The sequence below is a fragment of the Arthrobacter sp. USHLN218 genome (assembly GCF_037144715.1).
GTDB lineage: Bacteria > Actinomycetota > Actinomycetes > Actinomycetales > Micrococcaceae > Crystallibacter.
This window is the reverse complement of the sequence record NZ_JBBCYT010000006.1, coordinates 106,473-127,998: the sequence shown is the minus strand read 5'-3', so window position 1 is coordinate 127,998 and position 21,526 is coordinate 106,473. Positions and strand designations below refer to the sequence as shown.

At 62.6% G+C, this 21,526-nt stretch carries 18 protein-coding genes and 2 tRNA genes; 11 read left to right on the top strand and 9 right to left on the bottom strand.

Features of this window, described 5'->3' with window-relative positions; genetic code table 11:
- Nucleotides 1-2,266 precede the first annotated feature (2,266 nt).
- The 8 genes from WFH44_RS14735 to rpmH all read right to left on the bottom strand — a co-directional run bounded on the left by WFH44_RS14735 (nucleotide 2,267) and on the right by rpmH (nucleotide 8,041).
- On the bottom strand, nucleotides 2,267-3,589 hold the full coding sequence (locus WFH44_RS14735) for a ParB/RepB/Spo0J family partition protein (protein ID WP_336714666.1): 1,323 nt from the start codon (nucleotides 3,587-3,589) through the stop codon (nucleotides 2,267-2,269).
- 86 nt (nucleotides 3,590-3,675) lie between these two features.
- Nucleotides 3,676-4,566: a ParA family protein gene (locus WFH44_RS14730; RefSeq protein WP_442892919.1), complete on the bottom strand. Its 891-nt coding sequence runs from the start codon at nucleotides 4,564-4,566 to the stop codon at nucleotides 3,676-3,678.
- 291 nt (nucleotides 4,567-4,857) lie between these two features.
- Entirely contained in the window at nucleotides 4,858-5,493 is a 636-nt protein-coding gene (gene rsmG, locus WFH44_RS14725; protein ID WP_336714664.1) for a 16S rRNA (guanine(527)-N(7))-methyltransferase RsmG, read from the bottom strand.
- A 34-nt stretch (nucleotides 5,494-5,527) separates the two neighbouring features.
- On the bottom strand, nucleotides 5,528-6,085 hold the full coding sequence (locus WFH44_RS14720) for a Jag family protein (protein ID WP_336714663.1): 558 nt from the start codon (nucleotides 6,083-6,085) through the stop codon (nucleotides 5,528-5,530).
- Nucleotides 6,082-7,047: a membrane protein insertase YidC gene (gene yidC, locus WFH44_RS14715; RefSeq protein ID WP_336714662.1), complete on the bottom strand. Its 966-nt coding sequence runs from the start codon at nucleotides 7,045-7,047 to the stop codon at nucleotides 6,082-6,084. Before yidC ends, WFH44_RS14720 begins: the two co-directional genes overlap by 4 nt.
- Before the next feature lie 18 nt (nucleotides 7,048-7,065).
- Nucleotides 7,066-7,458, bottom strand: coding sequence for a membrane protein insertion efficiency factor YidD (gene yidD / locus WFH44_RS14710; protein ID WP_336714661.1), 393 nt, complete (start codon nucleotides 7,456-7,458; stop codon nucleotides 7,066-7,068).
- Nucleotides 7,455-7,838, bottom strand: a complete 384-nt coding sequence (rnpA, locus tag WFH44_RS14705) for a ribonuclease P protein component (RefSeq protein WP_336714660.1) — start codon at nucleotides 7,836-7,838, stop codon at nucleotides 7,455-7,457. Before rnpA ends, yidD begins: the two co-directional genes overlap by 4 nt.
- A gap of 65 nt (nucleotides 7,839-7,903) precedes the next feature.
- Nucleotides 7,904-8,041, bottom strand: a complete 138-nt coding sequence (rpmH, locus tag WFH44_RS14700) for a 50S ribosomal protein L34 (RefSeq protein WP_005268235.1) — start codon at nucleotides 8,039-8,041, stop codon at nucleotides 7,904-7,906.
- Between the two features lie 428 nt (nucleotides 8,042-8,469).
- Between rpmH and dnaA the strand changes: the two genes are divergently transcribed.
- The 11 genes from dnaA to WFH44_RS14645 all read left to right on the top strand — a co-directional run bounded on the left by dnaA (nucleotide 8,470) and on the right by WFH44_RS14645 (nucleotide 20,570).
- Nucleotides 8,470-9,888, top strand: coding sequence for a chromosomal replication initiator protein DnaA (gene dnaA / locus WFH44_RS14695; RefSeq protein ID WP_336714659.1), 1,419 nt, complete (start codon nucleotides 8,470-8,472; stop codon nucleotides 9,886-9,888).
- Between the two features lie 762 nt (nucleotides 9,889-10,650).
- Nucleotides 10,651-11,775, top strand: coding sequence for a DNA polymerase III subunit beta (gene dnaN, locus WFH44_RS14690; RefSeq protein ID WP_336714658.1), 1,125 nt, complete (start codon nucleotides 10,651-10,653; stop codon nucleotides 11,773-11,775).
- Between the two features lie 49 nt (nucleotides 11,776-11,824).
- Complete coding sequence (gnd, locus tag WFH44_RS14685; RefSeq protein ID WP_336714657.1) at nucleotides 11,825-12,733, top strand: phosphogluconate dehydrogenase (NAD(+)-dependent, decarboxylating); 909 nt, start codon at nucleotides 11,825-11,827, stop codon at nucleotides 12,731-12,733.
- A 10-nt stretch (nucleotides 12,734-12,743) separates the two neighbouring features.
- Entirely contained in the window at nucleotides 12,744-13,934 is a 1,191-nt protein-coding gene (gene recF, locus WFH44_RS14680; protein ID WP_336714656.1) for a DNA replication/repair protein RecF, read from the top strand.
- Nucleotides 13,924-14,457, top strand: coding sequence for a DUF721 domain-containing protein (locus WFH44_RS14675; RefSeq protein WP_442892918.1), 534 nt, complete (start codon nucleotides 13,924-13,926; stop codon nucleotides 14,455-14,457). Before recF ends, WFH44_RS14675 begins: the two co-directional genes overlap by 11 nt.
- 259 nt (nucleotides 14,458-14,716) lie before the next feature.
- Entirely contained in the window at nucleotides 14,717-16,783 is a 2,067-nt protein-coding gene (gyrB, locus tag WFH44_RS14670; protein WP_336714655.1) for a DNA topoisomerase (ATP-hydrolyzing) subunit B, read from the top strand.
- Between the two features lie 59 nt (nucleotides 16,784-16,842).
- Complete coding sequence (gene gyrA / locus WFH44_RS14665) at nucleotides 16,843-19,518, top strand: DNA gyrase subunit A (protein WP_336714654.1); 2,676 nt, start codon at nucleotides 16,843-16,845, stop codon at nucleotides 19,516-19,518.
- Entirely contained in the window at nucleotides 19,515-20,099 is a 585-nt protein-coding gene (locus WFH44_RS14660) for a DUF3566 domain-containing protein (protein WP_336714653.1), read from the top strand. The genes gyrA and WFH44_RS14660 overlap by 4 nt, the downstream gene beginning before the upstream one ends.
- A gap of 134 nt (nucleotides 20,100-20,233) precedes the next feature.
- Nucleotides 20,234-20,307, top strand: a tRNA-Ile gene (locus WFH44_RS14655).
- Between the two features lie 35 nt (nucleotides 20,308-20,342).
- On the top strand, nucleotides 20,343-20,459 hold the full coding sequence (locus WFH44_RS14650; protein ID WP_005268244.1) for a DLW-39 family protein: 117 nt from the start codon (nucleotides 20,343-20,345) through the stop codon (nucleotides 20,457-20,459).
- A gap of 38 nt (nucleotides 20,460-20,497) precedes the next feature.
- A tRNA-Ala gene (locus tag WFH44_RS14645) sits at nucleotides 20,498-20,570 on the top strand.
- A 113-nt stretch (nucleotides 20,571-20,683) separates the two neighbouring features.
- On the opposite strand, the gene WFH44_RS14640 is transcribed toward WFH44_RS14645, so the two are convergent.
- Nucleotides 20,684-21,523 (bottom strand): glycosyltransferase, encoded by an 840-nt coding sequence (locus tag WFH44_RS14640; protein WP_336714652.1) that lies wholly within the window; start codon nucleotides 21,521-21,523, stop codon nucleotides 20,684-20,686.
- Between the last annotated feature and the right edge of the window lie 3 nt (nucleotides 21,524-21,526).

Below are 21,526 nucleotides of genomic sequence, written 5' to 3'. Positions count from 1 at the left end.
ACTAGACGGGTGCGCCTGTCTCCTCCCCGGGATGCATCGCACAAGACACGAAATTGGTCGTTCTACAGGAGTCGAAAATGTGCTTCCCCGGTAGGTTTTGCACAGGTTTGGAGTCTCTGACCCCCGCTTCTAAACGTTCTTTCGATTAGTAGAAGCTTCGCGGCGTCAGCCCACCGCCCCTTAGCGGTGCTCCGTCAACGGCCGGGGTCGCTACAACTTGCGCCAGTTCCGGCGACACACGATGCGTTCCACGTGAAACTTGCTGGGCGACCAGGGAACGGGAACTTCCCGAAGCGAACTGGAGAATCCTCGCAGGGTGCAAGACCGACAGCGCCGCCACACCCAGCTTCGATTCCCGTAGACAGCGAAGCCAGGCCGGCTACCGATAAAGAGGAGGGACGCCGGGGTCTCGCTTCTCGTGAATCTGCCTGGGCCTTGCCTATGCAAATCTGCACGGGTCTCGTGCGTGACGTTTACGTGTAGGCAGCTAGTACCTGTCGATAGTCGGGCAGCCTCCGGCATAGATGATCCCCGACATATTCAACTGCACAACGCCCGACCCCGCACCGACAAGTGCGTAGGCGGAATCAGCATCAGATTGAAGGTCCGTCCCGGCGGCAACAGGCACAATCTAAGCCGTCGTTGATCGAGCTAGACCTGCCTTGGTGCAGCTCAGCCGCGCTATTCGGACGGCGATTCACGTGAAACATTGCCGCGCATTCCCTCCTTTCAGCCGCCGATGGAGACCCCGAGAGGAAGGCGGGACTTTCTATCGGAAAACTATCAAACTCCTCCGTCAGGGTATGTGCAGTTGTCCGGCAACGGCATCGGCCGCGGCAGCGTAAGCGGCAGCGTAAGCGGCTGAAGAGTAGTGGACCGTATAAAGTCCCTGTGTAAGGTCGAACTGTTTGCTTACTCGATCCCCTCAGTTTTCTGCAACGTGCTCCACGGAACGGTGCGAGCTGCTTAGCTGCAAGGCTAGATGTCATTTTGCGCTGATGGTCAGGTCCGGTGTAAGTGCAGTCGTGCATACCCAAGCTGAGTTCCAGAGGCAAACCCCCGATTTCCCGAACCCCGACGATCCAGATCAGCGAAGCCCGTGCACTTGTTTCGCGGGTGACGAAGACTGTCATCCGCTCTCACTCCAGGATTCGAAGCTGAAAGCTGCTCCGGTCCCAGGTTTCCTTAGAACCCACCAGAGCGCCCATTGGAGGTCTGTCACTCGCCCTGCAAGATCTAGTTGTACGGAACGACTGCTGCCCGACCGATCAGTAGTGTTCACGGTGGGTCGGGCCGGTATCCGCATAGTGCACAAGTTTTATAGTCACGTCAGGCCTCCAGACCGCTCGCTAAAGCTGATTAGCGAAGAAAAGCGACTGCCATCCTCTGTACGAGCCAACGACCCTCACTCGCTGCGCCCAAAAGACCATGACATTGGGGTGTTACGGGAGCACCCGCCTACTGACCAGCCGCACGAACGTCGCCCTGTACCGTGGCTGGTCAGTAGCTGAAGCCGTTTCACGTGAAACAGGTGGGGGGGAGATCAAGCGACGCGGGCCAGGGATGAGCATTCCTAAACAACGTTGCCGAGGACTAGGCAGCATCGACAATTAGCTGGCTAGTATCAATGACTGTTTCGACACTCGGTCGGGACATGTGTAAGTGCGGCCACCAGCACGCAGGAGACGGTGACGGAACCACCGCGACGATGCTGGGCGATCGATACTTCGCGAAACCAGGGAGTACCAGTATCCCTTCGAGCCAGCGCCGCTCGAATCTCGGCTCGTCAACGAGAGCGCTGGTTCCACATGAAACAAGGCGCCGCCGATTAGTCCAGCAAACGTCATATCTGAAGGTTACGCTGCACCTTCTGGGACCAGAGCGGAATGTCTACCAGTAGTCTCACTGGCAGCATACGGCCTTGGCGGGATCAGTCGACAATTAGATTCTGTCGAAAGAATAGGCATTTAGAGACTTTGATCGTCTCTGCTGTGAGCACAGCTTGCAGCCGAAATCCGCGCCACGGCAACGTCCGAAAACGCGAGACGAAGCGCGGTCCAGGACTCCGGCCCGTTCGTCGCATCCTACCGCTCGCCGTAAAGCATGTTTCCGTGCCCGTTCCACGTGAAACCAGAGAGATTTAGACAGAGCCCGGGCACTGGGACACATCAGGTCTGACATAGTAAGTGTGCGTTCGGATCAAAGGCCCAATGCAGAGGAGGGTGGCTCCGCTCTCGCGGGGCCACCCTCCTCTGATGATGAGTGCCTAATTCTCTGAGGGGCTAAGCACGCCCATGATGCGATTGAGGTCGTCGACGCTTGCAAATTCGATGCTTACGCGTCCCTTCTTCGCTCCCAAAGTGATCTTCACACTCGTATCGAGGCGATCCGACAAGGAAGTGGCCAGGAAATCGAGTCGCTCATGCCTGGCGCCCAGACGCGGCTTGGTCTCGCGCTTCGGCCGGCGAAGACTGTCGCTAAGGGCAACAATCTCCTCAGTAGCCCTCACGGATAGTCCCTCTGCCACAATCTTCTGTGCGAGCTTCTCCATTTCGGCCGGATCAGCCAGGCCAAGCAGCGCACGCGCATGGCCAGCCGAGAGCACTCCAGCTGCAACCCGGCGTTGCACCAAAGGCGGCAGCTTCATCAGACGGATTGTGTTGGAAACCTGAGGGCGTGAACGGCCGATTCGATCTGCCAGCTCATCGTGCGTACAACCGAAATCATCAAGCAGTTGTTGATATGCCGCTGCTTCTTCAAGCGGATTCAGTTGACTCCGGTGAAGGTTTTCCAGCAGGGCATCTCGAAGCAGGGCATCGTCCGACGTGGAACGGATGATCGCCGGAACTGCCTCGAGTCCCGCCTGCTGGGCGGCACGCCAACGCCGCTCACCCATGACCAGCTCGTACTCATGATCATTCTGTTCAGACGAAGGCCGAACAACGATGGGCTGCAGGATACCGATTTCCCGTACCGAGTGAACGAGTTCGGCCATGTCCTCTTCGTCGAAGACCGATCTTGGCTGTTTGCGGTTTGGATGAATGGAACCTACGGGGACTTCAGCGAACCTAGCACCGGGTACCTCGACGAGAGTTTCACGTGAAACATCCTCCGAGTCAGCATCAAACTGCGCTCCGGTCTCGCTGGATACAGAACTGTCCAGGTTCTCGCTGGGCTCCTTGGGAGCTTCGGCACTGGGCTTAGCAGCCTCAAGTTTCGTCTCCATCGCCGCTAAATCGGCGCTAGCGTCTGCTGCCGGCGTCTCCTCAACCGTCTCGGGCTTGCTGGCCTTCGCAGACTTTGTGCCGCCCGCAGCGCCGCTCTTGCGGCCTCCTGCGGCCGGACGGCGGGGTCCGCGCAGGACTTCTGCGACCTGAGCGGCCGATGAAGAGGGGCGTCCCGCTGCACCGTCAGTCTCTCCAGGTCCCTCGAGATAGGGACGAGTGCCAGCTGAGGGGAAGAAGACGTCGACGGGCCGTCCCTTCGGCGCGTTCGAACCACCTTCCGTGGCTGAGTCTTCCGTGGCCGTTGCGGCATTCGGAATCAAAGCGCCTAGGCCCCTGCCCAAACCGCGGCGTTTCTCACTCATCAAGGATCCTTCCTGAATGCATGCCTACATGCATTGTTGCGATCTAAGCAGTCATTCTACTGGGGGCACTTGCCGCCAGTACGGAACTAAACACCGCGTTCTGCGATTTCCGCAGCGGCTTCCTGATACGAAAGCGCACCGCTAGACGATGGATCGTATGTAATCACGGTTTGCTGGTAGCTGGGAGCTTCGGAAATGCGAACCGACCGCGGAACGACAGCGCTAAGGACCTGGTCCGGGAAATGCTCCCGCACTTCCGCGGCCACCTGGGCGGCCAGATTCGTCCTTCCGTCATACATGGTCAGGAGAATGGTCGACACAACCAGTTCAGCGTTCAGGTGCTTCTGGATCATTTCGATGTTGTTCAGAAGCTGGCTGAGACCTTCCAGGGCGTAGTACTCACACTGGATTGGGATGAGCACCTCTTGGGCTGCAACGAAGGCATTGACTGTCAGCAGTCCGAGGCTAGGCGGGCAGTCAATGAAAACATAGTCCAAGCGCTCCAGGCCGGCCTTTTCGCGCTCACGCCCATAGACTTCGATGGCCCGTCGCAACCGCTGTTCCCTGGCGACGAGAGAGACCAGCTCGATCTCGGCTCCGGCCAAATGGATAGTCGCAGGAGCGACGATCAGATTCCTGATATCCGGGCAGGGGGCAACCACTTCCGCGAGCGGCATGTCGTTGATGAGCACATCGTAGATGCTGTCCACCTCAGCGTGGTGCTCTACGCCCAATGCCGTCGAGGCGTTGCCCTGCGGATCGATGTCCACTACGAGGACATTAAGGCCCGCATTCGCGAGGGCAGCGGCGAGATTCACCGTCGTAGTCGTCTTGCCGACACCGCCCTTTTGATTGCTGACGGTCAGCAGGCGGGTCCTGGTCGGCCTTGGCAGGGGACGGCCCCGGAGTCGTTCGCGACGTCGGTTCTCATTAGCCAGTTCCCGCGCCAGTGGAGTAGTTTCGTCGATCGTATCCATAACGTTGGGAACCATAACCTCTGCTGTGTGTATATCGCCCATGTCTTGTGTTTCACGTGAAACGGCTGATTCACTCACCGCGAACAACCCCATCTAGTTGTCTGCAGCCGGGACGATCGACAGTCTTAGCCACTGGCTGGCAGCCAGTTTCAGAGATGGTTAACTCGAATCGCACCTGAACCTGCTCACTTCCGTTCTCGTGGCCTCAGTGTCTATAGCCTATCCGCATATACCCAAGGAGCCGTCCAAGCACGCCGTCCAGCCCTAGCAGAGTCGCGGGTCGCGAAGGAATTAGTGGCCAACTACGATACGGACCACTGTCGTCGGTTCTTCGAGCAGGCCGGATCCGACGCTCAAGACAGACGTGTCGACGCCACCCAGTTTCCTGATCACCTTCGCCGCTTTTTCAAGCTCTTCGGCAGCGCTCCTGCCCTTGATCGCGAGCACTTCGCCTTTACCCTCAAGCAGCGGGATGGTCAGCGGGGCGAGCTTATTCAGAGCCGACACGGCTCTCGCGGTAACAACGTCAGCTTTGACCTGGCCAACCGCAGCCTCTGCACGTGCACGCAATACGCTGACATTGTCAAGTCCTAGATCCTCGATAACCTCATTCAGCCAGTTAACGCGCCGTTCCAAGGGTTCAATCAGAGTGATCTTCAGATCAGGACGAGCCAAAGCGAAAGTCAGGCCGGGAAGCCCGGCCCCACTGCCGACGTCAGCGACGAACGCATCGGCCGGAATCAGGTCCGCGACAACCGCACAATTGAGGACATGGCGCCCCCACAGACGCGGAACTTCGCGAGGACCCAACAGCCCCCGTTCCATGCCCGAAGTCGCCAAATGTCCGACATAGCGTTCCGCTAGGTCCAGACGGTCCTTGAACACTACTTCGGCAGCAGACTTCTCCTGTGCCGTAATTTCGACCACGCGCAGACTTTCTCCCGTTAAGCGGATCTGAGGATCAGGAATCGACGGATACGACGATGTGGCGGTTATCGCCCTCGCCCTCGGACTCGCTCACAAGCCCAAGGTCCGCCACGGCGTCGTGAACGATCTTCCGTTCGTAGGCGCTCATCGGCTCCAGGGCAACATCCTCGCCGGATTCCTTGGCCTTCGCGACAGCGTCCTCCGCAATGCGATGCAGTTCGACGCTGCGCTCTTTGCGGTAGTCACTCACGTCCAAGACGAGTCTGGAGCGGTTGTCGGTTGCCGTCAGGACTGCAAGCCGCGCGAGCTCCTGGAGGGCCTCCAGCACCTCGCCATCGCGGCCGATGAGCCCCTCCAGGGCCTCATTGTCATCCTCTTCCGAGACGATGGAAATGTAGGTCCTGCCGTTGCGGACTTCGATGTCAATATCGCCGTCGATGTCAGCGATGTCCAGAAGTTCTTCAAGATAATCCGCTGCAACGTCGCCTTCTTCTTCCAGGCGACCCGCCGCTGAACTGCTCGTGGCTTCCTGGTCAGCAGTATCAGTGGCTGTCGACTCAGTCGACGTTTCCGAGACGCTTTCAGTGCTCATTTTCTCTTCCTGTTCTTACGCTGCGGCTGCTGGCGCTGGATTTTCGGACCGGCCGGCGCCTCGACTGCAGGTTCCTCGGACTTCTTTTCACCGAGCAGCGGAACCATCGGCAGACCCTTCTTGGCACGGCGCTCGGCAAGAGCCTTGGCGGCGGGCGATCCCGGCGTAGGCATACGACGGATCACGATGAACTGCTGTGCCATGGTCCAGAGGTTAGTGGTGGTCCAGTAGATCAGGACGCCGATGGGGAAGTTGATGCCACCGATACCGAAGACCAAGGGCAGGATGTAGAGCATCATCTGCTGCTGCCGCATAAAGGGGCTCGCCAAAGCCTCTTCGGACATGTTCTTCGCCATGATCTGCTTCTGCGTGATGAACTGCGAGGCAGTCATTGCCAGGATCATGAGGATGGAGAGAACGACGACGTTAACCTGGTTCTCGCCTCCGCCTCCATGAAGCAGTGAAGCCGACAGGGGCGCGCCGAAAATTGAGGATTCGTCGAACTGGCGGATGTCTTCGGGAGTCAGTGCACCGATGCCCTGACCGCCCCCGCTCGCCTTCGACGTGTTGTTCAGGACGTTGAACAGCGCAAAGAAGAACGGCATCTGGATTAGCAGCGGCAGGCAGGCGGAGAACGGGTTGGTGCCGTGCTTCTTATAAAGAGCCATCTGCTCTTGGGTCATCGCCTGACGCGAGAGCTGATCAGTCTTGCCCTTGTACTTCTGCTGGAGCTTACGCAAATCAGGCTGCAGCGCCTGCATGCCGCGCTGCGCCTTGATCTGCTTGACGAAGACAGGGATCAAGGCAGCCCGGATAACCAGGACCAGACCGATGATGGATAGGGTCCAGGTCCAGCCGTTCGCGGGATCCATGCCAAGCCAGCTGAAGGCCGAGTGGAAGGTCTTTAGGATCCAGGACACGACCCACGTGAATGGCGTCAGTAGCGCGTTGATGAAGTCCATGTTTTTTCTTCTAGCTCCTCAGGCCGCGGGGCGGCCATCATCGTCAGCCGGAATCACCGGGTGGTTGAGTACCAATATCCGTGGGGTCAGCGAAGGATTCTCCCTCAGTTTCCGCTCGAAACCGGGAGAGCTCGGCACGTGGTCCACGCCGCCCGCATTCCACGGATGGCAGCGCAGGATTCGCCTCCCCGCGAGCCAGGTGCCCTTAACGGCGCCGTGAACGGTGACTGCTTCCAGTGCGTAAGCGGAACAGGAGGGAAAAAACCGGCAGACCTGCCCGTAGAGGGGCGAGATCGTTTTTCGATAGCCCATGAGCAGGAAGATGAGGGACTTCTGGGGCAAGGTCCAGATGAACCGCGCGACGGTCTTGCCGTCAAGCGCATGCTCCGGGGAATGGCCTGAAACGGTCATTCGGCGGATCCCTTCTGTTCAACTGGCGGCACAGCCGGCCTGGCTTTCGAGACTACTGTAGAAAACGCCTTGCGGAAGTCCTTTGCTAAAGCATTGAAATCGGATGCACCCGCCGCCGGAAGCGCACGCACGACGACGGAGAGTCCCTGGGGATATTCTTCCAGAATCCGCCCAGCTATTTCCCGGAGTCTCCTCTTAACGAGGTTCCGGGTAACGGCGTTCCCGATCGCTTTGGACACGATGAAGCCAAAAGCTGACGGCAGGTCGGCTTCGCGACTTGTCGCATATAACACTAAGTTCCGGCGCCCAGAACGGGCGCCGGAACGTACAGTATGGGAGAAGTCCGTCGAACGCCGCATCCGGTTCCTGCTGGAAAGCATGACCGCCTATCTGATGCCGGGCCGCAGTTGGAAGGTAGCGGCCTGATTCGACAAACTGCCGCTAATTAGGCCGACAGTTCGCTGCGGCCCTTGCTGCGGCGTGCGGCCAGGATGGCGCGGCCTGCACGGGTACGCATGCGAAGGCGGAAGCCATGCTTCTTGGCACGACGGCGGTTATTCGGCTGAAAAGTCCGCTTGCTCACGGTGGTTACTCCAAGACGATCGACAGATTTGCCTGATCCCGTGTTGCTCCAGAGGTGCAGGAACGGGATGGCGCTCTATTGGGCATCTGATTCGGTGACCCTCAAAAGGCATGCATGAGCGCACGAAACAGACACAAGGACTACATAACGTTAGGGGTTGGGAGGCCTCCCCGTCAAATGAGGCGTCCACAACACATTATCCACTAGTGGATTAACACCTGTGGACAACTACTGCGGTCTGAACCCCGCTGGGTGCCGGAGGCACCCGTTCCCGCCCCAAACATCCCGGCTGTCTTATGCCCGATTCATCATCTACCCTTGCAGGAGCACTTTATCCACTGTCTGTGCATAACTCTGTGGATGAAGGCCCCGAATCCGGTAGAACCGGACGTGGAGGTTTATTGCACGACAGTTATGAGGGGTACTAAGTGGACGCGGACCAGATCAACGACGTCGGAAGTTCCTGGCGTAAAGTGGTTCGGACGCTGGAGCGCGACGACAGGATCAGCCCGCGAAACCGCGGTTTCGTGGGGCTTGCGCAGGCCAAGGGCCTGATCGGCACGACGCTGCTGGTTGCGGTTCCCAATGAGTTGACCCGAGAGGTCTATCAGTCGCAGCAGCTCAAGAGCCCCCTGCAGGAAGCCCTTCGGGAGGTTTTCCAGGACGACATCCTCTGTGCTTTCTCCGTGGATACCGACATGATGGCGGCGGAGCCGGAACCCGAACCCGAGCCGGCTCCCGCCCCGAGTCGTGCCACGGCGGCAGCCGAGAACCGCGCCCAGCCTGCACCCCCCAGCACGTCGCAGGAGTTCGGCCGGCTCAATCCGAAGTACATTTTCGATACGTTCGTTATTGGTTCTTCCAACCGGTTCGCCCACGCCGCTGCCGTCGCGGTCGCCGAGGCGCCTGCGAAGGCCTACAACCCGTTGTTCATCTACGGGGATTCCGGGCTGGGGAAGACCCACCTGCTGCACGCGATCGGCCACTACGCCAGGCATCTCTACAACGGCATCCGAGTCCGCTACGTCAATTCGGAAGAATTCACGAACGACTTCATCAACTCGATCCGCGACGACGAGGGCGCCAGCTTCAAGCACCTTTACCGCAACGTGGACATCCTCCTCATCGACGACATCCAGTTCCTTGCCAACAAGGACGCGACGCAGGAAGAGTTTTTCCACACCTTCAATGCGCTGCACAACCACAACAAGCAGGTGGTCATCACCTCTGACCTTCCGCCGAAGCAGCTGTCAGGTTTCGAAGAGCGGATGCGTTCGCGCTTCGAATGGGGACTCCTGACCGACATCCAGCCGCCCGAATTGGAGACCCGTATCGCGATTCTCCGCAAGAAGGCGATCAGTGAGGGCCTGTCCGTACCTGACGAAGTCCTGGAATACATCGGCACCAAGATCTCGACGAATATCCGCGAGCTTGAGGGCGCCTTGATCCGCGTGACAGCCTTCGCCAGCCTCAACCGCCAGGCGGTGGATATGGGACTGGCCGAGATTGTCCTCAAGGACCTCATTACCGACGACGGCGCCCAGGAGATCACGTCGGCCACGATCCTGGGACAGACAGCCGCCTACTTCAAGCTGAGCCTCGATGAACTGAAGAGCAAGTCCCGGACCCGCACGCTGGTCACTGCACGCCAGATCGCGATGTATCTGTGCCGCGAGCTGACCGACATGTCCCTGCCCAAGATCGGTCAGGAACTTGGAGGACGCGACCACACCACCGTGATCCACGCGGACAGGAAGATCCGCGAACTGATGGCGGAGCGGCGCGCCATCTACAACCAGGTGACGGAACTGACCAACCTGATCAAGCAACAGCAGCGCGACAACTAACCTTCGGCCGGCCGGGCAGGCGGCACGCCAACGCCCCGCGGTTCAGGACTCTTGGGCGGGACCGCCCGATGACCAGGCCAAAGACTGCCTGCCATGGGTAGGCCCTTCCGGCGTTCAGCAGCATCCCCTGCGCTCCAAGGCACCCAGGCATGCCTGTTCGAGCCGATGAGGGGAAGCCATTGAGCCGAAACCCGGAGCCACGTCGGTGAAGGAGATGCCGCGTCTGGACATCATCCGCCGCAGTCCAGCCTCTTCCGCAACCCTCCGGCGGCCGATTGGTCCTGTTTCCGTTCCTGGCCGGGCGAAATTAACAGGTGTGGACAAACCTGTGGATTCTTAAGTGGAGAACCACGGCCCATCGAGGGAAAACTGAGGGGGTCTCTGTGGATCTGCGGAACAGCGGGATTTTCCATCCACAAGATGTGCCTCTTGAACCCCTCTATGGATGCACATCTTGTGAACACCCAAATTTCGCGCGTTGACGGGGCGAAGTGGAGTTATCCACAGTTTCCACAGTAGTTATTAACACTACGAATCCCATTTTTTGGGCTTTGCCAAATAACATCTGCGTTCCCGCCATCCTCGACCCTTCGCAACCCACAGACCGCTACCGCTCGATGCGTGAACCGCCGCGCGGCGGCTAAGCTTGCACAGAGAATTGTTGTCATTGGCCTTCCGCTGCCGAACCGCCCCAACCGGGACCGGCTGAGGAATGCCGGTGACCTTCCCCGGCATGTTCGTTGCGAAAGGCGGCACACTTCAGTGAAGTTCAGAGTTGATCGGGATGTCCTGGCTGAGGCCGTTACGTGGACAGCCCGCTCGCTGTCTCCTCGCCCACCGGTACCCGTGCTATCGGGCCTGCTCATCAATGCCGAAAACGGCACCGTCAGCTTGGCGAGCTTCGACTACGAAATCTCCGCGCGCCTCCAGATTCCGGCCGAAGTCAGCGAAGAAGGAACCATCCTGGTCTCAGGTCGGTTGCTGGCTGATATCTCGCGTAGCCTGCCCTCGGCACCGGTCGATATCGAAACGGACGGCTCCAAGGTCACGCTCACGTGCCGCAGCAGCCGGTTCAACCTGGCCACAATGCCGGTCGCGGACTACCCCGAGCTGCCGGCACTGCCGGAAACCAGCGGAATTGTCGACGGAGACGCTTTCGCCGAAGCCGTCAGCCAGGTCATCATCGCTGCCAGCCGTGATGACACTCTGCCGATCCTCACCGGCGTACGCATGGAAATCGAGGACGACCAGATCACGCTGCTCTCGACGGACCGCTACCGGCTGGCCCTTCGGGAGCTGAACTGGCGGCCGGCCACACCCGGCATTTCCACGAGCGCCCTGGTCAAGGCCAAGACCCTCAACGAAGTCGCCAAGACTCTTGGCGGTGCAGGTGACCTGAGCATCGCATTGTCCGACAACAGCGAACTCATCGGCTTCGAAAGCGGCGGCCGGCGGACAACTTCGCTGCTCGTGGACGGCGACTACCCGAAGATCCGTTCGCTGTTCCCGGAAAACACCCCGATCCATGCCACCGTGGAAACGTCGGTGCTGGTCGAGGCCGTCCGGCGCGTCTCGCTCGTGGCCGAGCGGAACACCCCGGTGCGGCTTGCCTTCACCCAGGGACAGTTGGCCCTCGATGCGGGCACCGGCGAAGACGCGCAGGCCTCAGAGGTCCTTGAAGCCGCGCTGATCGGAGAGGACATCACCGTCGCCTTCAACCCGCACTACCTGTCCGAAGGCCTGAACGCGTTCAGCAGCAAGTACGTCCGGTTCTCTTTCACGACGCCGCCGAAGCCTGCCGTCCTGTCCGCCCAGGATGACCTCGAGGGCCAGGACCGGGAAGACTACCGCTACCTGCTCATGCCGGTGCGCCTGCCCAACCAGTAAGCGGCGCCCAGCCTGCTCGTCCGGCCACAACCGCGAAAGAGGGATCCACATGCACATTGGCCTGATCGGCCTCGGCAGAATGGGTTTCAACATGCGCAAACGCCTGCGGGACGGCGGGATCGAGGTCACCGGGTATGACCGCAATCCGGACGTGACCGACGTCGAAACCCTCGACCAGCTGGTGGCCGCGCTTCCGGCGCCGCGGACCGTCTGGGTGATGGTTCCTGCCGGCGAAGTCACCGCGTCGGTAATCGCCGACCTTGCGGAGAAGCTGGCGGCGGGCGACCTAGTGATCGACGGCGGCAACTCCAAGTACACCGAGGACCAGAAACACCATGAGCTGCTCGCAGCGCGCGGGATCGATTTCATCGATGTCGGTGTTTCAGGAGGCATCTGGGGACTGGCCAACGGCTACGGGCTGATGGCCGGTGGCAGCCCCGACCGCGTCGCCGCCGCAATGCCGCTGTTCGACGTGCTGCGACCGGAAGGGCCGCGCGAAGAAAGCTTCGTCCATGTCGGTGAAGTCGGGGCGGGGCACTACGCGAAGATGGTGCACAACGGCGTCGAGTACGGACTCATGCAGGCCTATGCCGAAGGGTACGAACTGCTCGAGGCCAAGGACATCGTCAAGGACGTTTCCGGGACCTTCCGGGCCTGGCAGAAGGGCACCGTGGTGCGGTCCTGGCTGCTGGACCTGATGGTGAAGGCCTTGGACGAGGATCCGGGCCTCGCCCAGACCGCCGGCTACGTCGAGGATTCCGGCGAAGGCCGATGGACCGTCGCGGAATCCCTCGACAACGCCGTTCCGGCCCCAGCCATCACGGCCGCCGTCTTCGCAAGGTTCGCCTCGAGGCAGGAAGACGCCCCGGCCATGAAAATGGTGGCGGCCCTGCGCAACCAGTTCGGCGGCCACGCCGTACGCAAGCCCGGCCACGGCCGGGAGACCAACCAGAAGTAGCCCGTTCCAGGTGTTTGTAGAGTACTTATCGCTGACCGATTTCCGGACCTACCCGCAGCTCGACCTTGCCCTGCAGCCGGGGACAACCGTGCTGGTCGGCCCGAACGGGATCGGCAAGACCAACATTGTCGAAGCCATCGGCTATCTGGCCTCGCTTTCGTCCCACCGCGTGAGTTCGGACGGTCCGCTGGTCCGGTTCGGAGCCGACCAGGCGCTGGTCCGGGCCAAAGTGGTCCGCGGCGGACAGGCCACGTCGCTCGAGCTCGAACTCAATCCCGGCAAGGCGAACCGGGTGCGCATCAACCGGGCCAACCCGGTGCGGGCCCGCGATTCCCTGGGCATCCTGCGGACGGTCCTGTTCGCGCCGGAGGACCTGGCACTGGTGAAGGGCGACCCGGGCAACCGGCGCCGTTTCCTCGACGAACTGCTCACCAGCCTGATTCCCCACCACGCGGCGACGCGGAGCGACTTCGAGCGGGTCCTCAAGCAGCGCAACGCCCTGCTCAAATCCGCGCGTTCCAGCGGCCGCTTCACGGCTGCCCACGAGTCGACGCTTGAAGTCTGGGACCAGCACATGGCACAGGCCGGTGCCGTCCTGCTGCGCGGCAGGTTGGATGTGGTGCGGCTGCTCCAGCCGCACCTGCAGGCGGCGTATGCCTCGCTGACCGACGGATCCAAGGCCGCGCGGGCCATCTACCGGTCCACGCTCGACACCCTGCTTTCGGATGACGGGGAGGTAGAGAACGACGGCGCGGCCTCGCCTGGGCTGCTGGAGGACCTGAGCGTTCCCGAACTGGCGCAAAAGTACCTCGACGAGTTCAAACGCCAGCGGAAAAAGGAAGTCGAGCGCGGTGTTTCGCTGGTCGGACCGCACCGCGACGAGCTGGAGCTGCTGCTCGGTCCGGCCCCGGCGAAGGGGTACGCGTCGCACGGCGAAACCTGGTCGATGGCATTGTCGCTCCGGCTCGCCTCCTACCACGTCTTCTGCGAGGACGACCGATCGCCGGGTGCGACGCCAGTGCTCATCCTCGACGATGTCTTCGCCGAACTGGACACCGGCCGCAGGAACCGGCTGGCCGAGGTGGTCGCGGAGGCGGAACAGGTCATCGTCACGGCCGCTGTCGCGGAGGATATTCCGGCGGCGCTCCAGGGCGCACAGCTGGTGGTGGTTTCCGGGGGTGTGACCGCCGGTGCCAGCTAAGGAACCCCATCCGGAGGAACGCGACGAGATCGACGCAGCCAAGGCGATGCTGAACCGGGTCAGGCAGGCGGCCACCAACCGCGGAGAGGTGCGCGCCCGCGGCGGAAACCGCCGTCGTACTGCCGGCAAGTCACCCGTTGAGCGCGGCACCCTTTCCCACAGCGGAGGCCGTGATCCACAGGGCCTCGGGACGGTCTTCGGCCGGCTGGTCCGCGACCGGGGGTGGGCCTCCCCCGTTGCGGTGGGCTCGGTGATTTCGCGCTGGGACGAACTCGTTGGCGGGGACATCGCCGCCCACTGCCGGCCGGAGAGCTTCCAGGATTCCACCGTGCAGGTGCGCTGCGATTCCACGGCGTGGGCAACGCAGCTGCGGCTGCTGACCACCCCATTGCTGAAGCGGTTCGACGAGGCGCTGGGCCCCGGCGTCGTCACTAAGATCCAGGTCCTGGCGCCGGCTGCCCCGAACTGGCGCAAGGGCAAGCGGACCGTAGGCGGCCGCGGACCGCGCGATACCTACGGCTGATTTCCACAGAGATATCCACAATTGGGGTTGGAGCTGTGGCGGAATGCGCAGGCGGCGTGTAGAGCGTAGCGGAGCCCTCCGGACATACCCGCCCCCATCCGGCACCCGGAAAATGCCGCATATGCCATGTTCTTGCCCGTTCAGGGGCATATAGGGCAAGATTCGACCCCGCGACACGGTAGAATTACGGGTGCGGCGCCTTTCCCGTACCGGGAGGGCGCCGGTACATGAGACGGAACTTGAGGAGTCGACGGCAACTGTGGCGCAGGACAACGAGCAGGCAAACACCGGCCCAGCATCTCCGGAGCAGCAGGAAACCCCCGCGCACGGGTACGGCGCCGATGACATCACCGTACTCGAGGGGCTCGAGGCCGTCCGCAAGCGTCCGGGCATGTACATCGGTTCCACGGGACCGCGCGGCCTGCACCACCTGGTGTACGAGGTGGTCGACAACTCGGTGGACGAGGCGCTGGCCGGCTACTGCGACACCATCGACGTGACGCTGCGGGCCGACGGCGGCGTCCGGGTGAAGGACAACGGCCGCGGCATCCCGGTGGACCTGCACCCGACCGAGGGCCGTCCGACGGTCCAGGTCGTCATGACAATCCTGCACGCGGGCGGCAAGTTCGGCGGCGGCGGCTACGCCGTCTCCGGCGGCCTCCACGGCGTGGGCATCTCCGTGGTCAACGCGCTCTCCCGCCGGGTCGAGACGGAAGTGCGGCGCCAGGGTTTCACATGGCATCAGTCGTTTGCCGACGGCGGAAAGCCGGTCGGCGACCTGCGCAAGGGCGAGCCGACGGAAGAGACCGGCACCGTCCAGACGTTCTGGCCGGACCCGGAGATCTTCGAGGTCACCGAGTTCGATTTCGAGACGCTCCGCGCGCGCTTCCAGCAGATGGCGTTCCTGAACAAGGGCCTGAAGATCACGCTGACGGACGAGCGTAACCCGGAGTCCAACATCTCCGAGGACGAGGACGTCAACCTGGACGCCCCGGCGTCGGACGTAGAGATGACCTCCGAACACCGCAAGGTCGTCTACAAGTACGACAACGGCCTGCTGGACTACGTCACGCACCTGAACTCCTCGAAGAAGGTGGATGTGATCCACCCCGAGGTGATCGCCTTCGAGAGCGAGGACCCCGAGCGGCGGATGTCGGTCGAGGTCGCGATGCAGTGGACCACGTCCTACTCGGAGAGCGTCCACACCTACGCCAACACGATCAACACGCACGAGGGCGGCACCCACGAAGAGGGCTTCCGCGCCGCCATGACCACCCTGATCAACCGCTACGCGCGGGAGAAGAACCTGATCAAGGAGAAGGAAGACAACCTCACCGGCGAGGACATCCGCGAGGGCCTGACCGCGGTGATCTCGATGAAGCTCGGCGAGCCGCAGTTCGAGGGCCAGACGAAGACCAAGCTCGGCAACTCGGAGGCCCGCGGCTTCGTCCAGCGCGTCATGGGCGAAGAGCTGAGCGACTGGCTCGAGCGCAACCCCGGCCCGGCGCGTGACGTCATCCGCAAGTCGGTCCAGGCCTCGCAGGCCCGACTGGCCGCGCGCAAGGCCCGGGAATCCACCCGGCGCAAGGGCCTGCTGGAATCCGGCGGCATGCCGGGCAAGCTCAAGGACTGTTCCTCCAAGGATCCTTCCGTATCCGAGATCTACATCGTGGAGGGTGACTCGGCCGGCGGTTCGGCCGTGCGCGGCCGGAACCCGGAAACCCAGGCGATCCTGCCGCTGCGCGGCAAGATCCTGAACGTGGAGCGGGCGCGGCTGGACCGGGCCCTCGGCAACGCCGAAGTCCAGGCGATGATCACCGCGTTCGGTGCGGGCATCGGCGAGGACTTCGATGTCGAAAAGGCCCGTTACCACAAGATCGTGCTGATGGCGGATGCGGACGTGGACGGCCAGCACATCACCACGCTGCTGCTCACCCTGCTGTTCCGCTACATGCGTCCGCTGATCGAGGAAGGCTACGTGTACCTGGCGCAGCCGCCGCTGTACCGCATCAAGTGGTCCAACCACGCGCATGACTACGTGTTCAGCGACCGGGAACGCGATGAGTGCGTCCGCAAGGGCCTGGCCAACAACCAGCGCCTGCCCAAGGAGAACGGCATCCAGCGCTACAAGGGCCTGGGCGAGATGGACTACACGGAACTGTGGGACACCACGATGGATCCGGAGCACCGCACGCTGCTGCAGGTCACCATGGAGGATGCCGCCGCCGCAGACCAGATCTTCGCCGTGCTGATGGGCGAAGACGTGGAGTCGCGCCGCACCTTCATCCAGCAGAACGCGAAGGACGTGCGGTTCCTGGACATCTAGTCCGGCCGGCATCCGGCCCCTGCCTCGGCACCCCTGACTTTCACAGAAGGAACTGATTTATGAGCGACGAAGAGACCCCGGACCTGCCGGAGAACGCAACCGGCGGAGACGCTCCCTTGGAAGGGGAGGTGCTGACGGACCGGGTGGAGCAGGTGGACCTGCAAACCGAGATGCAGCGTTCCTACCTCGACTACGCCATGGCCGTCATCGTGGGTCGTGCGCTGCCGGACGTTCGGGACGGACTGAAGCCCGTGCACCGGCGCGTGCTGTACGCAATGTTCGACGGCGGCTACCGGCCGGAGCGCGCGTTCAACAAGTGTGCGCGCGTGGTCGGCGAAGTCATGGGCCAGTACCACCCGCACGGCGACTCGGCCATCTACGATGCCCTGGTGCGCCTGATCCAGGACTGGATCATGAGGTACCCGCTGGCCCTCGGCCAGGGCAACTTCGGTTCCCCCGGCAACGACGGCGCAGCCGCTCCGCGTTACACCGAGACCAAGATGGCGCCGCTGGCCATGGAGATGGTCCGGGACATCGACGAGGAAACCGTCGATTTCCAGGACAACTACGACGGCAAGAACCAGGAACCGACCATCCTGCCGGCGCGCTTCCCGAACCTGCTGGTCAACGGCTCCTCGGGCATCGCCGTCGGTATGGCCACCAACATTCCGCCGCACAACCTGCGCGAGGTCGCCGATGGCGTGCAGTGGTACCTGGACAATCCGGAGGCCAGCCGCGAGGAGCTGCTCGAGGCACTGCTCCAGCGGATTAAGGGCCCGGACTTCCCGACCGGTGCACAGATCCTCGGGCACAAGGGCATCGAGGACGCCTACCGGACCGGCCGCGGCTCCATCACCATGCGCGCCGTGGTCAACGTCGAGGAACTGCAGGGCCGCACGTGCCTGGTGGTCACCGAGCTGCCCTACCAGGCCAACCCGGACAACCTCGCGGTCAAGATCGCGGACCTGGTCAAGGACGGCAAGGTCGGCGGCATTGCGGATATGCGGGACGAGACGTCCGGCCGGACCGGCCAGCGGCTGGTCATCGTGCTCAAGCGTGACGCCGTCGCCAAGGTTGTGCTGAACAACCTCTACAAGCACACGCAGCTGCAGGAAAACTTCGCCGCGAACATGCTGGCGATCGTCGACGGGGTGCCGCGCACGCTGACGCTGGACGCCTTCGTCCGGCACTGGGTCACCCACCAGCTGGAAGTCATCGTCCGCCGCACCCGGTACCGGCTGCGCAAGGCGGAGGAAGAAGCGCACATCCTGCGTGGCCTGCTGAAGGCCCTGGACGCGCTGGACGAGGTCATCGCGCTGATCCGCGCCTCGGCCACCACCGAGGAAGCGCGCGACGGCCTCATGGGGCTGCTGGACATCGACGAGCTGCAGGCCCGGGCCATCCTCGATATGCAGCTGCGCCGGCTGGCCGCCCTGGAACGCCAGAAGATCCAGGACCGCCACGCCGAACTCGAGCGCATGATCACGGAGTTCAACCGGATCCTCGCGTCCGAGCAGGTCCAGCGCGGCATCGTCAGCGACGAGCTCGCCGAAATCGTGGCCAAGTACGGCGACGACCGCCGGACGCAGATCATGATGGGCTACGACGGCGACATGAGCATGGAAGACCTCATCCCCGAAGAGGAGATGGTGGTCACCATTACCCGCGGCGGGTACGTCAAGCGCACGCGCAGCGATAACTACCGCTCGCAGCAGCGCGGAGGCAAGGGCATCCGCGGCGCCCAACTGCGCGGCGATGACATTGTCGAGCACTTCTTCGTGACGACGACGCACCACTGGCTGCTGTTCTTCACCAACCTCGGCCGGGTGTACCGGGCCAAGACGTACGAACTGGCCGAGGGCGGCCGGGACGCGAAGGGCCAGCATGTGGCGAACCTGATGGCGTTCCAGCCGGACGAACGGATCGCCCAGGTCCTGGACCTGAGGGATTACCAGCAGGCGCCGTACCTGGTCTTGGCGACGAAGCGCGGGCTGATCAAGAAGACACGGCTGGAGGACTACGACACCAACCGGTCGGCCGGCGTCATCGCGATCAACCTGCGCGAGGGCGACGAACTGGTGTCGGCGCGCCTGGTTTCCGAGTCGGATGACCTGATGCTGGTTTCCAGCCGCGGGCAGTCGCTCCGGTTTACCGCCACGGACGACGCCCTTCGCCCGATGGGCCGGGCGACTTCCGGTGTCACCGGCATGAAGTTCCGCGAGGACGATGAGCTCCTTGCGGCGGACGTGGTGACCGACGAGTCCTTCGTGTTCATCGTCACGGCCGGCGGCTACGCCAAGCGCACCAAGGTCGAGGAGTACCGGGTGCAGGGCCGCGGCGGCCTGGGCATCAAGGTCGGCAAGTACCAGGAAGAGCGGGGCCACCTGGTCGGGGCCCTCATCGTCCAGGAAGAGGACGAGGTGCTGGTGGTCATGGCCAGCGGAAAGGTCGTCCGTTCGAGCGTGACCGGCGTGCCTGCCAAGGGCCGGGACACCATGGGCGTTATCTTTGCGAAACCGGACAAGAAGGACCGCATTATCGCCGTCGCACGCAACACCGAGCGCACCCTCACGGTAGAGGACGACGACGAGCATTCGGCCGAGGGATTGGTAGAGGTCTCGGTCGTGCCGGAATCTGCGCAGCAGGCTACGGATGAAGTACCGTTGAATGCAGATCAGCTGCCGGCAGAGGCAGATGGCACCGAGCAGGGGCCCGAAGACGGAGGTAATGAGTGAGCACGCCTAATACGCCACGGCCGGGTGCCCGGCCGGCTAATGCACCACGGGCGGGAACAACTCGCACTGCCACCCCGGCCAAGCCGACCCAGCGGCCCTCCGCCGGGGCGCCCCAGAAGCCGGCCGCCGCGCGCCAGGCACCTCAGCGTCCCGCCCAGCGGCCGAGCAGCGGTCAGGGCGGCCGGCCCGGACTGGTGCGGCCCGCGCCCAAGGCCAAGGCCCGGCGCGCCCGCCTGCTGGTCAGCAAGGTCGATCCCTGGTCGGTGCTGAAGATGGCATTCCTGCTTTCGGTTGCCCTCGGCATCGTCACGGTGGTCGCCTCCATCGTCCTGTGGACCACCCTGGACATCACCGGCATCTTCGACCGGGTCAATGACCTGCTGACCGAGATCGCCGGCACCGAAGGCGGAGCCTTCGACCTGCGGGCCTATGCCTCGCTGGGACAGGTCGCCTCGTTCGCGACGATCATCGCCGTCGTCAATGTGGTCCTGCTGACCGCACTGGCCATGCTTTCCGCGGTGCTCTACAACATCTCGGCCACGCTGGTTGGCGGCATCGGCGTTACGCTGACCGACGACTAGGATCCAAAGCGGCGGGCCCCTCTCCCGGAGTGGGGCCCGCCGCTTTTAAGGAGGGTTCCGGCGCCCGCAGGACCCTCGATTTGAAGTTCAGCGGAGGTGTGCTGTAGAGTCTTATCTCGGCCCGAGAGGCAAGAGGGCGTATAGCTCAGGCGGTTAGAGCGCTTCGCTGATAACGAAGAGGTCCCAGGTTCAAGTCCTGGTACGCCCACGGAAATCCTGTTTCCGATCCCACGGGAGGACACTGTGAAGAAGTTGCTGGTATTGGCAGCGGCGGTCGCGGGTGCCCTCGCCTACAAGAAGTGGCAGGAATCCGAAGCGGAGAAGTCCGCTTGGAGCAAGGCGACCGACAAGGTCGACTAGCTCAACCTTCCGCAGGCACCGCCGGCGGAAATCCCCTCGGGGGCATGGCGCAATTGGTAGCGCACCTGCTTTGCAAGCAGGGGGTTAGGGGTTCGAGTCCCCTTGCCTCCACCGAGAAAAGATCCCGGTCCACGCGGACCGGGATCTTTTGCTATCCGGACTAATCCTGGTTCCTGTCTGCAGGTACCGCGGGCCCGGGGGCGCGCGCTTCCGGCCGCTGCGGCTCAGATGCCGCCGCGCGGCACCATCTGGCGCGTCCTGGCCTGGTGGACCCTCCGCAGGAGCTTGGCGGGGTAATACACGCCCATGAAGATGAGCCTGGGCGCCCGCACGACGCGGTTCCTGATTTTGTGGTTGGCGTAGGTCCGGTCGAAGCGGGTGACGTAGTAGCGGTAGTCCTTCGGCGAATCCTCGAGCCTCCGCGCGGACATTCCGCTGACCATCTCCGGAACATAGAGGATTTTGAGAGCATGGTCGGCCAAGTGGACGGAGATGTCGATGTCTTCGTGCATCTCGTCGGCCTCATCGCGGCAGACATCATCCCGGATTATCGTCCAGGCCTCGCGGCGAACGGCCATATTGGATCCGAAGAGGAAGTGGTATTGATTCTTTGCCAGCTTCAGTACGAACCGGCGCATCTGGTCGTCCGCCTCCAGGCCGAAGCGCCGCAGCGGCATGTCGTAGTACAGCACCGGGCCGGTGGCGGCCATGACGTCCGGATCCGCAAAGGCATTCTGGACCTGCTCGACCCAGTCCGGTTCCAGGATCGAGTCGGCGTCTATGCGGCCCAGTACGTCGCCCTTCGCTTGGTCCAGCCCGAAATTCCGGGTAGGGATCAGACCCTGCTCCTCGTCCTGCCGCAGCAGCTTCAGAGGAGCGTCGGGGTACTCGGCCTGCACCTGCCTGACGAGGTCGGCGGTAGCGTCCGTTGATTTGTTGTCGACGACGATGATCTCGGCGGCGGGCACGGATTGATAGAGCGCGGCGAAGAGGCATGGCCGGATGACGGATTCTTCGTTGAAGGCGGGGATCACAATCGAGATGCTCGGTTTGGCTGGCTCCACGCC